The sequence below is a fragment of the Actinomycetota bacterium genome, from assembly GCA_030776725.1.
In the GTDB taxonomy this organism is placed as follows: Bacteria; Actinomycetota; Nitriliruptoria; order Nitriliruptorales; family JAHWKO01; genus JAHWKW01.
Genome location: JALYHG010000190.1, coordinates 1 through 10801 on the forward strand (window position 1 = coordinate 1; position 10801 = coordinate 10801).

At 72.2% G+C, this 10801-nt stretch carries 13 protein-coding genes and 3 tRNA genes; 11 read left to right on the plus strand and 5 right to left on the minus strand.

The window, feature by feature from the left end:
• Nucleotides 1-1702: ATP-binding protein (locus tag M3N57_09040; protein MDP9022824.1), on the minus strand; the 1702-nt coding region annotated here is incomplete at its 3' end.
• A gap of 249 nt (nucleotides 1703-1951) precedes the next feature.
• Between M3N57_09040 and M3N57_09045 the strand changes: the two genes are divergently transcribed.
• Nucleotides 1952-2155 carry a cold-shock protein gene (locus M3N57_09045; protein MDP9022825.1) on the plus strand — a complete coding sequence of 68 codons (204 nt, stop codon included), beginning with the start codon at nucleotides 1952-1954 and terminating at the stop codon, nucleotides 2153-2155.
• Nucleotides 2156-2257: 102 nt separating this feature from the next.
• Entirely contained in the window at nucleotides 2258-2626 is a 369-nt protein-coding gene (locus M3N57_09050; GenBank protein ID MDP9022826.1) for a type II toxin-antitoxin system VapC family toxin, read from the plus strand.
• A gap of 88 nt (nucleotides 2627-2714) precedes the next feature.
• On the opposite strand, the gene M3N57_09055 is transcribed toward M3N57_09050, so the two are convergent.
• The 3 genes from M3N57_09055 to M3N57_09065 form a co-directional block, all read right to left on the minus strand.
• Nucleotides 2715-2787, minus strand: a tRNA-Phe gene (locus tag M3N57_09055).
• A gap of 35 nt (nucleotides 2788-2822) precedes the next feature.
• Nucleotides 2823-2897, minus strand: a tRNA-Asp gene (locus M3N57_09060).
• A gap of 19 nt (nucleotides 2898-2916) precedes the next feature.
• A tRNA-Lys gene (locus tag M3N57_09065) sits at nucleotides 2917-2989 on the minus strand.
• 193 nt (nucleotides 2990-3182) lie between these two features.
• Here M3N57_09065 and M3N57_09070 point away from each other — a divergent pair.
• Both M3N57_09070 and M3N57_09075 read left to right on the plus strand, forming a co-directional pair.
• Entirely contained in the window at nucleotides 3183-4175 is a 993-nt protein-coding gene (locus M3N57_09070; protein ID MDP9022827.1) for a GNAT family N-acetyltransferase, read from the plus strand.
• Between the two features lie 51 nt (nucleotides 4176-4226).
• A complete protein-coding gene (locus M3N57_09075) occupies nucleotides 4227-6488 on the plus strand; it encodes a transglycosylase domain-containing protein (GenBank protein ID MDP9022828.1) in 2262 nt (753 codons plus the stop codon).
• Here the strand turns inward: M3N57_09075 and M3N57_09080 are convergent, their stop codons facing one another.
• The gene (locus M3N57_09080; GenBank protein MDP9022829.1) at nucleotides 6489-7160 is read right to left on the minus strand and encodes a response regulator transcription factor; all 672 of its coding nucleotides are present in this window, start codon (nucleotides 7158-7160) and stop codon (nucleotides 6489-6491) included.
• A 182-nt stretch (nucleotides 7161-7342) separates the two neighbouring features.
• Between M3N57_09080 and M3N57_09085 the strand changes: the two genes are divergently transcribed.
• The 7 genes from M3N57_09085 to M3N57_09115 all read left to right on the plus strand — a co-directional run.
• On the plus strand, nucleotides 7343-8311 hold the full coding sequence (locus M3N57_09085; protein ID MDP9022830.1) for a helix-turn-helix domain-containing protein: 969 nt from the start codon (nucleotides 7343-7345) through the stop codon (nucleotides 8309-8311).
• A complete protein-coding gene (locus M3N57_09090; GenBank protein ID MDP9022831.1) occupies nucleotides 8308-8631 on the plus strand; it encodes a DsrE family protein in 324 nt (107 codons plus the stop codon). The genes M3N57_09085 and M3N57_09090 overlap by 4 nt, the downstream gene beginning before the upstream one ends.
• 16 nt (nucleotides 8632-8647) lie before the next feature.
• Nucleotides 8648-9004 carry a hypothetical protein gene (locus tag M3N57_09095; protein MDP9022832.1) on the plus strand — a complete coding sequence of 119 codons (357 nt, stop codon included), beginning with the start codon at nucleotides 8648-8650 and terminating at the stop codon, nucleotides 9002-9004.
• A gap of 13 nt (nucleotides 9005-9017) precedes the next feature.
• Nucleotides 9018-9407: a DsrE family protein gene (locus M3N57_09100; protein MDP9022833.1), complete on the plus strand. Its 390-nt coding sequence runs from the start codon at nucleotides 9018-9020 to the stop codon at nucleotides 9405-9407.
• Entirely contained in the window at nucleotides 9404-9862 is a 459-nt protein-coding gene (locus tag M3N57_09105) for a DUF4395 domain-containing protein (protein ID MDP9022834.1), read from the plus strand. Before M3N57_09100 ends, M3N57_09105 begins: the two co-directional genes overlap by 4 nt.
• A 5-nt stretch (nucleotides 9863-9867) precedes the next feature.
• Complete coding sequence (locus tag M3N57_09110; protein ID MDP9022835.1) at nucleotides 9868-10323, plus strand: thioredoxin family protein; 456 nt, start codon at nucleotides 9868-9870, stop codon at nucleotides 10321-10323.
• Nucleotides 10324-10525: 202 nt separating this feature from the next.
• The coding region (locus M3N57_09115; protein ID MDP9022836.1) for a hypothetical protein at nucleotides 10526-10801 on the plus strand (276 nt) is incomplete at its 3' end.

Below are 10801 nucleotides of genomic sequence, written 5' to 3' on the forward strand. Positions count from 1 at the left end.
ACGGCAGGCCGGTGTCGATGTCGGCGGTGAGCCCCTCGAAGGGGTCGGCCGGGTGGGCGCCAGGTTCTGCGTCGGCGGCTTCGACCGCGCGGGTCGCCCACGCTGGGAACGGGAACTCCAGCACAAGCGGGACCGGCAGCTCCGGCTGGGCCAGGATCATGGTCCCGGGCTTGACGATGGTGGCGCGCTGACGGTGCGCGGTGGGGAGGAACCCGTACTCCTCGCGAGATGCCTCGGCGCTGTCGAGGCGGCCCACCACCCGGACCGCGGAGTTGGCGATCACCCGCCGCTCGACCTCGCTGGCGGTCTGTTGCGCCCCGATCAGGATGATCCCCAGGGACCGGCCCCGCTCGGCGACGTCCAGCAGCAGCTCCTTGATCGGGCTGGAACCGTCCCGCGGGGCGTACTTGTTCAGCTCATCGAGGACGACGAACAGCAGCGGATCGGCCTGACCTGACCGTTCCTTGTCATCGAACGCGCGCCGCAGCGTCACGCCGACCACGAAGCGCTTCGCCCGGTCGTTGAGGTTGTGGATGTCCACCACCGTCACCTGCGCGTGGCGTGTGATGCGGTGGCGGTCGGGGTGAGCGACGTCACCGCGGATCAGGTGCTCGACGTGACGCTGCGTCCCGTACAGGCGACGGACGAACGCGTGCACCGTGCCCTGCCCGATGGCGCGTCCCGCCCAGCGCTCACGGACGACCGGGTCGTCGTCCTCGACCCGGTCGCGGATCACGTCCACCAGCGCCCGGAACGTGCGGACCGTCACCCCGTCGATGGTGACGCCGCCGTCGCCGGTCGGAGCGGCCTCCTTCAGACGCGCCATCACGTTGTGCACCACCATGGTGTAGTGCTGGCGATCGTCTTGGGCGTCAGCGAAGAGGAACTCCAGCAGCCCGTCGGCGCAGAACTCCTCGATCGTCCAGAAGAACGCCCGCACGCCTTCGCTGCGGGAACCGGTGTCGGCCGCTGCGGTCGTCGCCCCGCGCCGTGGCGGCGCCCATAGCTCCACCGAGCCGAACGGTGTGGCTTCCAGACCCAGGCGGCGGTACCGGTCGCGCTGTCCCTCGTCGAGCTTGAGGTTCGGCCGATCGAGGAACAGCAGGTCCTCACCCTTGACGTTGAACACCAGCGCCTTGGTGTTCACCGCCCCGCCGAGCACACCCGACGTGAACAGGCTGTGCAGCAGGAAGGTGGCGTAGCTGGTCTTGGTGGCCACCCCCGACACGCCACTGATGTTGACGTGCGCGCCGCGGGTGCCGTCGAGGAACTCGAAGTTGACGTACACCGGCTCGTCGTCGCGGGACAGGCCGGCCGGGAGCCGGCGGACCATCCCGTCGAAGAACAGCGCCTCGTGGCGTTCGACACCCTCCGCACGGCGCACCGGCTGACCGGGCAGCGGCGGGACGAACATCTCCGGTTCGAAGCGGGTCGCCAGGATCTGCGCGGCCTCGCAGACCTCGGCCGGCAACACCCCGTCCTCGATCAGGAAGACATCGCTGTCGAAGCGGGCCCCCTCGTGCCGGGCGCGGACCTGGGTCACGATGCCGTAGATGCGGACCGGATCGCGGCCCGGCGGCGTCCGCGCCAACGCCACCACGTCGTCGAGCTGCAAGAACCGGCCATCGGCGATCGCCACCCAGAACTCAAGCGGGGTGGCGTCCTCGGTCCCGATCACCCGGCCCACCACAGCGTCGTCCACGTTCCCCGGCTCCCGCGTCGTCGACGCCGCAGGGTAACCGGGGGGTGCGTCGCACGGCGGGCGCGCACCCTCGCGCCATGGTCCGGTCGGGCGCGGAGGGCCGCACGGCCGGCCCGCCGTCAGGCGGGGAGACGTATCCGGCGCGGAGCGCGCCTGCGTGTTACCGTCCCTCGCGCAACACCAGCCAGAGCGCACGTCGACGGCCTGTGCGGGCATCGGAACGGCGCGAGAACACGAAGGGCAAGATGCATGCCTCAGGGAACTGTCAAGTGGTTCAACGCGGACAAGGGTTACGGGTTCATCCAGCCTGATGAGGGCGGGGAGGATCTGTTCGTGCACTTCTCCGCCATCCAGGTGCCAGGCTACAAGAGCCTGAACGAGGGCCAGAAGGTCACCTACGAGGTGACCCAGGGGCAGAAGGGCCCGCAGGCCAGCAACGTCCAGCCGGCCTGATCCCCGCGTACGGCTCACACGCCCCCGGTTCGCCGGGGGCGTCGCCGTTCCCGGCGCATCAGCGGACCCGCGGTCGCCCGTGGCCTGCTCGACACCTCGGTCGTGATCGACTTCGGCCGCGTCGAGCCGGACACGCTCCCGCTCGAACCTGCCATCTCCGCGTTGACGCTGGCCGAGCTGGCTGCAGGCTGCCACGCCACCGACGATGCTGCCGAACGTGCACGGCGGCAGGATCGGCTCCAACGCGTGGAGGCGCTGCTCGATCCTCTGCCCTTCGATAGGGAGGCAGCCCGCGCGTACGGGCGTGTGGACGCCGCGACACGCTCGAGCGACCGTAAGCCACGCGGCGCGCGGGCGATCGACCTTCTCATCGCGGCGGTCGCGCTCGCGAACGGACTTCCGCTCTTCACGCGCAACCGCGACGACTTCTCTCATCTCGAGGAGATCGGACTCGACCTCTACGGCGTGTGATCTCACTGCCCCGGAGGCAGCGGCGACGGCGGTGCGGATGTGTGCGAGGGCCCGTCGGGGGCCACGGATCCGAGTGCCACGGAGCGAGTGGTCGGGGGCAGAATCGAACTGCCGACACCGCGATTTTCAGTCGCGTGCTCTACCTACTGAGCTACCCGACCCGGGTCCCAGAACCGCCGATGACGGCCGTTCTGAGCGGAGCTGACGGGATTCGAACCCGCGACCTTCACCTTGACAGGGTGACGAGCACTCCTAACTGCTCCACAGCTCCCGGTGCATCACGTACGCGGTGGGCCGCGCAGGACTCGAACCTGCAACCAGCGGATTAAAAGTCCGTTGCTCTGCCAGTTGAGCTAGCGGCCCGCTCGGCGGCGCCACCGCAGCGCGGCGATGCTACCGGCGGCGACCACCCCTGCCAACCACTCGCCCGCCCCTGACCTTCCCCGATCCGACGTGCGCCGAGGCGCCGAAAGACGGCCGTCCAGGCACCGTTAGCCTGGCGACGGCTGGGCTGCACGCGCGACGAGGTCGACCGGGAGCGCGTCGAGGAGGGCGGGTGCGCGGGGACGCGGATGAGCGGTTGGCCGCGCGGGGCGACGTGACCGTCGACCTGGTCGACGCCGCCGCCAGCCCGACGGCGTTGCGCCTCGTCGGAACGCTCGAGTCGCGCGTCGACGCTCCGCTGGTCGACGAGTCCGAGCGTGCCCGCCTGCAGGCGCTGGCGAACGCGGGCGACCAACCGCGGCGCTGGATCCCGATGCTGGCGCGCGCGGACAGCACGCCCGTCGGGTACGCCGGCGTGGTCGTGCCCGCCCCCGATGACGCTCCCGGCGGCGACGGCGGGGTCGCTGGCGGCGACCTCGCCGTGGACCGTGACCGCCCCACGTGCGACGACGCGACGGTCGCGCTGCTGCAGGCGCTGCTCGGTGTCACCGCCCGTCACGGGGCGGCACGGCTACGGGTCTGGATCCGCCACGCCCGCGCTGGTGACCGCCGCTGCGCCGAGACCGCTGGGCTCTCGGTGGACCGACGCCTGGCCGTGCTCGGTCGGCGGCTCGATCGTGTCGGACCCGTGGAGCTGCCCGACGGTGTCGAGGTGCGCGCCTTCCGCCCCGGCCAGGACGACGACGGACTCGTGGACGTGCTCGCTGCGGCCTACGCCGGGACGGCCGAGGCCGGGTGGGACCGTCAACGCCTCGACGAACGGGCCGGGTACGCGTGGTTCGACCCGGCCGACCTGCTCGTCGCCGAGGATGCCTCGGGGCGGCTGGTCGGCCTGCACTGGACCAAGGTGCGACCGGACGGCACGGGCGAGGTCTACAACCTCGCCGTCCATCCCGACGTGCAGGGTTCGGGGTTGGGCCGGGCACTGCTGCGGGTCGGCCTGGCACACCTGGCGGACCGCGGCTGCGGCGAGGCGATCCTGTGGGTGGACCGGGCCAACGAGGCCGGCGTTGGCCTCTACCGCGACGAGGGCTTCACGCGGCGCTGGACCGATGTGGCGTTCGTCGCCGACCTGACTGCCCGAACGGGCGGGCCGACGTACTGAACGCTGCGTCCAGATGACCCCACGCTGAGTGAACGCAGTGTGAGGGTCATCGTGGCACGTGCAGCACGGATCGCGGTCCGGATCCTGCAGTTGGCCGCGGTCCTCGCGGCGAGTGCGCTGCTCGTGTCGTCCATCCTGGTCCCGGTCCCCCTCGTCGCCGACCGCGCCGTGGCGCTGGTCGACGAGACGATCCTCGACGTCCCGCCGCTGCCCCCGCCTGCAGACCACCCACCGCTGGCACTCACGTCGTACATGGTCGCGACCGACGGCACCTTCCTCGCCGAGCTGCACGGACCGGTCCACCGGGTCCAGGTCGCGCTGTCCGACATCCCCGCGATCACCCGCCAGGCCGTGATCGCCACCGAGGACGCCAGCTTCTACGAGCACCGCGGTGTCGATCACCGCGCCATCGTCCGAGCGGCGATCACCAACTACCGCGCCGGGGAGATCGAGGAGGGGGCCTCCACGATCACCCAGCAGTACGTCCGCGCGATCCTGCTCAGCCGCGAGCAGACGCTCGAACGCAAGATCACCGAGGCGGTGTGGGCGGTGGACCTCGAACGGCAGCTGACCAAGGACGAGATCCTCGAGCGGTACCTCAACACGGCGTACTTCGGCAACGGTGTGTACGGCATCGGCACCGCCTCCGAGTTCTACTTCTCCAGGCACATCTCCGACCTCGGCCTGGCCGAGTCGGCCTTGCTGGCCGGCCTGATCCGCGGGCCGGAGCGGTACAACCCGCTGCGCAACCCCGATGCGGCGCGCATCCGGCGCGACATCGTGCTGTCACAGATGGTCGCCAACGGGTTCATCACGGCCGAACAGGGCCGCGACGCCCGCACCCGCGACCTGGGGCTGACCATCCGCGAGGAACCCGACCCGGTCGAACCCTTCTTCGTCGAGTGGGTCAAGCGCGTCGCCTACCACCCGGCCATCGACCTGCAGCCCGAGCTGCAGACGGCGCTGGGAGCGGACCCCGACGAACGACTCCGGCGGGTGCTGGAGGGCGGCGTGACGCTGGTGACCACCCTCGACCCGGTCTTGGACCGTCACGCCGACAACACGCTCGGCGCGTGGCTGACCGACCCCGTCTCCGACCCCCTGGGCGGGTTGGTCACGCTCGAAGCGGCCGACGGGGCGATCCGCGCGATGGCGGTGGGCCCGAAACGGTTCGGTGACTGCCCACCCGAGCAGCGGGAGTGCGAGGTCAGCAAGGTCTACCCGCTGGTCCCCGGCGGCGGCGGTCGGCTGGGCCGCCAACCGGGATCGGCGTTCAAGCCGTTCGTTGCGGCGGCGGCGCTGTCCCAAGGTGTCCCGCCCGGGTGGGAGACGACCACCGAGTCGGGCGAGCCGGTCCCCGGCTGCGGGACCGAGCGCGAGCCGTACGCGCCGCACAACTACTCCCGCGCCGACCGTGGCCCGCGTGACATGTACTCGGCGACCCAGGCGTCGGTGAACGTCTACTTCGTCAAGCTCGCCAGGGCGGTCGGCGTCTCCCAGGTGCGCGACGTTGCACGGCGTCTGGGGATCGAACACTCACCGAACCTCGACGAGTTCGGCGAGAACTCCTGCTCGATCGCGCTGGGCACGGCCAACGTCTACCCGCTGGAGATGGCAGCCGCCTACGCCACGATCGCGAACGACGGCGTCCGCTGCCGCCCGTACGTGGTCGCCCGGGTCGAGGACCGGGACGGCGCGGTGCTCTACGAGCACCAGCCCGACTGCGAGCAGGCCATCGACCCGAGCGTCGCCCACCGTCTGACCGACATCCTGCAGGGCCCACCGAGCTCGGCCGGGACCGCACCGGTGGTGGGACGCACCCTGGGCCGCCCGGTGGCAGGCAAGACCGGCACGACCAGCGACTGGCGCGACGCGTGGTTCGTGGGGTTCGTCCCGCAGTACGCGACCGCGGCGTGGGTGGGCTACGAACTGCCGACCTGCCCGCCGGGACGGAGGGTGGGATGTGGTCGGATGCTGAGCGTGGAGGCGGGCGGGAGAACGTGGCGCCGTGTCACGGGGGGCAGCATCCCGGCGCACATGTGGGCCGACTACATGGCGCTGGCCGTGCGGGATCTGCCGGTGCGTGGCTTCCCCGATCCGGGCCCTGTCGCGCACGCGACCGTGCCCAAGGTCGTTGGCACGTCGCAGGACGCGGCCGTCGAGGTGCTGCAGCGACACGGCTTCCAGGTGCGGCTCCGCCCCGCCTCCCGTCGGGCGGCCGCCGGGACGGTGGTCCAGCAGCGACCACAGGCCGGGACCGCGGTGGAGCGAGGATCGTTGGTCGTGATCGACGTCAGCGACGGCAGCGGCTGATCACGCCCGCTCGCCGGGCGGGACCATCTTGTACCCGACGCCGCGCACGGTCACGACCATCGACTCGTGTTCGGGGCCGAGCTTGGCGCGCACCCGCCGGATGTGCACGTCGACCGTGCGCGTCCCGCCGAAGTAGTCGTACCCCCACACGTCCTGTAGGAGCATCTCGCGGGTGAACACCCGGCCGGGGCTCCCCGCCAGCGTCTTCAGCAGCTCGAACTCCTTGTACGTCAGGTCGAGCGGTTCGCCGCGGAGGCGGACCTGGTAGCTGTCCTCGTCGACCACCAGGTCACCGACCTCGGCCCTGCGGTCGGCGCGGGCCGCCTCCGCACGGTCGGCGACGAGCCGCAGCCGCGTCTCGACCTCGCCCGGAGATGCGTGCGGCAGGACCCAGTCGTGGAACCCCCAGGTGGACTTCAGAGCCGCCAACCCCCCTTCGGAGATCACGACCAGCACCGGCGTGTCGAAGATGTTCACGGCCGCCGACCGGCAGGTTGCGGCAGCCTCCCGCAGGTCGGCGGTGCCGTCGATGACGATCACGTCGCACTCGCCGACGCCGGTCAGCGCCGAGGGATCCAGCGCCGCGTCCTGGAGGGTGTGGTCGAGGTACTCCAGCGAAGGCAGGAGCGACTTCCCGCCGCCGGCGCGTTGCGTGAGCACCAGCAGGTGCACGCTGGTCTCCTTCGTACCCGCCGCAGGCTACCGGTGCGGCGGGCGCAACCGCATCGGGCGCCGGACGGTCGTGTCTCAACGTCGCCGCCCCGGTAGGTTCCCACTGTTGTCACTGCGGGGCTGGGCGCGTTGGTGCTCGGTGGGTTGCATTCAGTGTGAACCGTTGTGTCAGGAGGGCGACGGTGGCGTCCCAGACCGCGGTCGACGCGGCCACCGAGGAGGAGGGGATCTCGGTGGCACAAGCGTTGGCGGTCCCGACCCGCGCCGGGATCTACCGGCGGCTGCGGACGGAGGGCCAGCCGGTGAGCGCCCGTGAGGCAGCCGAGATGTTCGGGTTGCACCCCAACGTGGCCCGTACCCACCTCGACACGCTCGCAGAGGCCGGGCTGGTCGTCACCGGCCGGCGCAAGCAGCCCGGCGGCGGCCGTCCCGCCAAGGTCTACGTCGCGCGCGAGCAGGCCGACGACGGGAGCCCCGACGCCATCCCGCCCGGGAGCCAGCTCGCGGTGGGCGTCCTCACCGAGGTGGTCCGCGACCTGCCGGACGGCGAGGATCGTGCCGAGCGCCTGGCCCGGGAGCACGGTCGGCGACTCGTCTCGGCAGTGGCGGGGAAGGCCGGTCAGCGCGACTTCCAGGCTGCTGCCGTCGTTGCCGTCGAGGCGCTGCGTGGTGCCTTCCCGGAGGTGCGCATGGTCGCCCGCGACGCCGACGCCGTCCAGGTCGAGGGCCTGGAGGTCGGGCTGCGCCTGGTCGGTGAGGCCGACGGCGCGGTCGGCGACGCGCTCGCGCGGGGCCTGCTCGACGGGGCGCTGGCCGCAGCCGGTGCTGTCGCGACGGTCACCTCCAGCGAGGGCATCGTGCGGGCCGTGCCCGACGTCACCGGCGTCGCTGCCCCCGTGCCGGTGGCGACGGTGGATGCGCGTGGGAAGACCTACCAGGCCGGGGTGGTCGCCACGATGCGGCGGATCATGGAGGTGCAGGCCGGCGAATGCCTCGAGGTCCTCACCGACATGCAGGGGGCTCCGGCGGCGTTCGCGCGGTGGGCCGACCGCGCCGGCCACCAGGTGATCGACGTGGCCCGCGTCCGCGACCTCAAGGGCAACAAGGCCGTGCGGCTGCTCGTGCGGCGCGCCCCGGAGGTCCGCCGGTGAACGTCGTCCTGCTGACCGCCCGGGACCCCCTGCAGGCCGCTGACGTGGCCCATCCGGTCCGCCTGGCGCGCCAGCTGAGCGGCGGCGGTGACGACGTCGTGCTGGTGCTGGTCGAGGACGCGGTCACGCTGGCCCGGGCCGGACACACGTGGAGTGACGCGCTGGCGGCGGCGCACGCGGCCGGGGTCCGGATCGTGGCCGAGCAGGAGGCGCTGTCCCGCCGCGCCGTGCACCGCCTGGTCGAGGGCGTGAAGCCGATCTCGCTCGGCGACACGGTCGACCTCCTCGTCGACTGGTCGGATCGGAGGGCGTGGCTGTGACGCGGGGAGGGCGATCGTGACGCGGCCGACCGGCCGCACGCTGACGCTCGTGCTGGGCACCGGTCCCGACGACGGTGCCACGGTCGCGGCTCTGCAACTCGCCGAGCAGGCCATCGGCCGTGGTCACCGCGTGGCGGTGTACGCCTACGGGGACGGGGTGCGCACCAGCGCCGCCGGCTCGACCTCGGCGGCGCACGTGGCGGCACTGCTCCGACAGGGTCTCCATGGGGGGCTGCTGAGCTGGGTCGCTGACCAGGGTGATCTCGCCGACGGGGCGGCGCAGAACCAGGTTCCGGGGGTGCTGCCCGGCGACGGTGGTGACCTGTGGCGGTTCGTCCGTGACGGTGACGTGGTCCTCGGGGTCGGTCGATGAGGCGGGTGGGGCGATGGTGACCCGTGTGCTGTCGGTGCTGCGCAACGCCGATCCCGGCGCCCCCCGTGCAGCCGACCCGGTGATCGACCTCAACGCCTACGCGCTGGCCGAGGACGTCGAGCTCACGCTCGTGCTGAAGGCCGCCGGGGTGGAGCTGGGGCTGGCCGGGGCTCACGTCCGGCCGGCCACGATCGGGGGCCTGGACGTCCCGGCCGCGACCGCGGAGTACGACCTGCGGGCGTTGCTGGCCAGCGGTGTCCGCGTCCTGGCGGTGGAAGAGGATCTCGCCGCGCGGGGGCTGGGCGCAGCCGATCTCGTGGACGGCATCGAGACCGTGCCGGAAGCGGCTCTGGCCCCTCTCCTGACCGAGCAGGATGTAACCCTCACGTGGAGCTTGACATGAGTGAGACTGTTCCCCGCCGTCAGCAGCAGGAGATCGACGTCCGCGGTCCCCGCTGCTCGGCGGCGATCACGATGACGGTGCTGGCGTTGGCCTTGATCATCCGGGGGCCGGTCGGGATGGCGCTGGTCGCCTGGCAGACCGTGGTGTTCGCCGTCGGCGCGATCGCGGGGCTGCGGTGGTCGCCGTACGGCAACCTGTTCCGGATCGTCAAGCGTCGCCTCGACCTGGGACCGCCCCCGGAGACCGAGCCGGAGGGCCCGCCCCGCTTCGCGCAGGCCAGTGGCCTGGTGTTCACGCTGGCAGCGCTGGCGGCGTTCGCCGTTGGGGCTCAGACGCTCGGGTGGGTCCTGACCGGCGTGGTCCTGGCGCTGTCGGCGCTGCTGGCGCTGACGGGGATCTGCGTGGGGTGCGAGCTGTACGTCGTCGGCCAGCGGCTGCGGTCGCGGCGAGCCTGACGCAGGTGGAGGATCTGGTGGTGCGCCTGGCGGTGGTCGTCGCCGTCGTCGGTGCCGTGGCACTGGTCGGAGCGTGGTGGCGGCGCCGCGAAGGCCAGGTCCGCCGCCCCGCCGGGGCCGGCTTCTCGCGCGCGGAGCTGCACGAGGTCGGGCTGGACGACGAGAGCGTCGCGGTGCGCGGGTTGCTGTTGACGTCGCCGACCTGTGCGCCGTGCCGCACGGTCAAGCGCGTCCTGACCGAGGTGGGCGACGCCCGCCCGGGGTTCGCCTGGGTGGCGGTCGACGTCGCCCACCATCTGGACCTCGCCCGCCGCCACCACGTCCTGCGGGTCCCGACCCTGTTCCTGGTCGACGCCGACGGCCGCGTGCTGGCCAGGACCAGTGGCGTCCCCGCGGTCCGCGACATCGCACGGGTCGTTGACCAGCCTGCCGGCGATGACGCCCGGGGCGCGCTGGCCTGAACCCGCCGGTGGCGTGACGAGCCACTCATGTCGCCGCAGGCGGTAGTGGCCCGAGCGGTAGTGGCCTGATCTGTCCGGGGACATCCACCGCATCGTGGCCATGATCCGTCTGGACTACAGACCCCCGGCCTCGCTGGCCGATACCTTCCCCGACGGTCCGGGCCCTGCCTGAGGGCTCCGGCCTGCCTCACGAGGAGCCGACGTGGCCGAGCAGGCACGGGGCGGGGCGCGGCCCCGGTGGGTGGGACGTGCCCTGGCTGGGCTGCTCGCGATGCTGTTGGCGGTCCCGGGCGCACCGCTGCTCGCCCCGTCGGCGGCCGCCGCACCGGGGGACGTGTGCTACACGGCGTCCAACGGCACCGACGAGCTGATCGCCGTGCAGCGCGATACCGCAGTCGCTGCGGTGGTCGGCAAGTTCGGCGTCGCTGACGTCGAAGCGTTGGCGTTCGACCCGGCGGGCACGACCCTGTACGCGGCC

Bases quoted from the DNA above. Each gene is read 5' to 3' on its own strand.
- M3N57_09045 (MDP9022825.1), top strand. From the start codon at position 1,952: ATGCCTCAGGGAACTGTCAAGTGGTTCAACGCGGACAAGGGTTACGGG.
- M3N57_09100 (MDP9022833.1), top strand. From the start codon at position 9,018: ATGGTGACCCGTGTGCTGTCGGTGCTGCGCAACGCCGATCCCGGCGCC.
- M3N57_09105 (MDP9022834.1), top strand. From the start codon at position 9,404: ATGAGTGAGACTGTTCCCCGCCGTCAGCAGCAGGAGATCGACGTCCGC.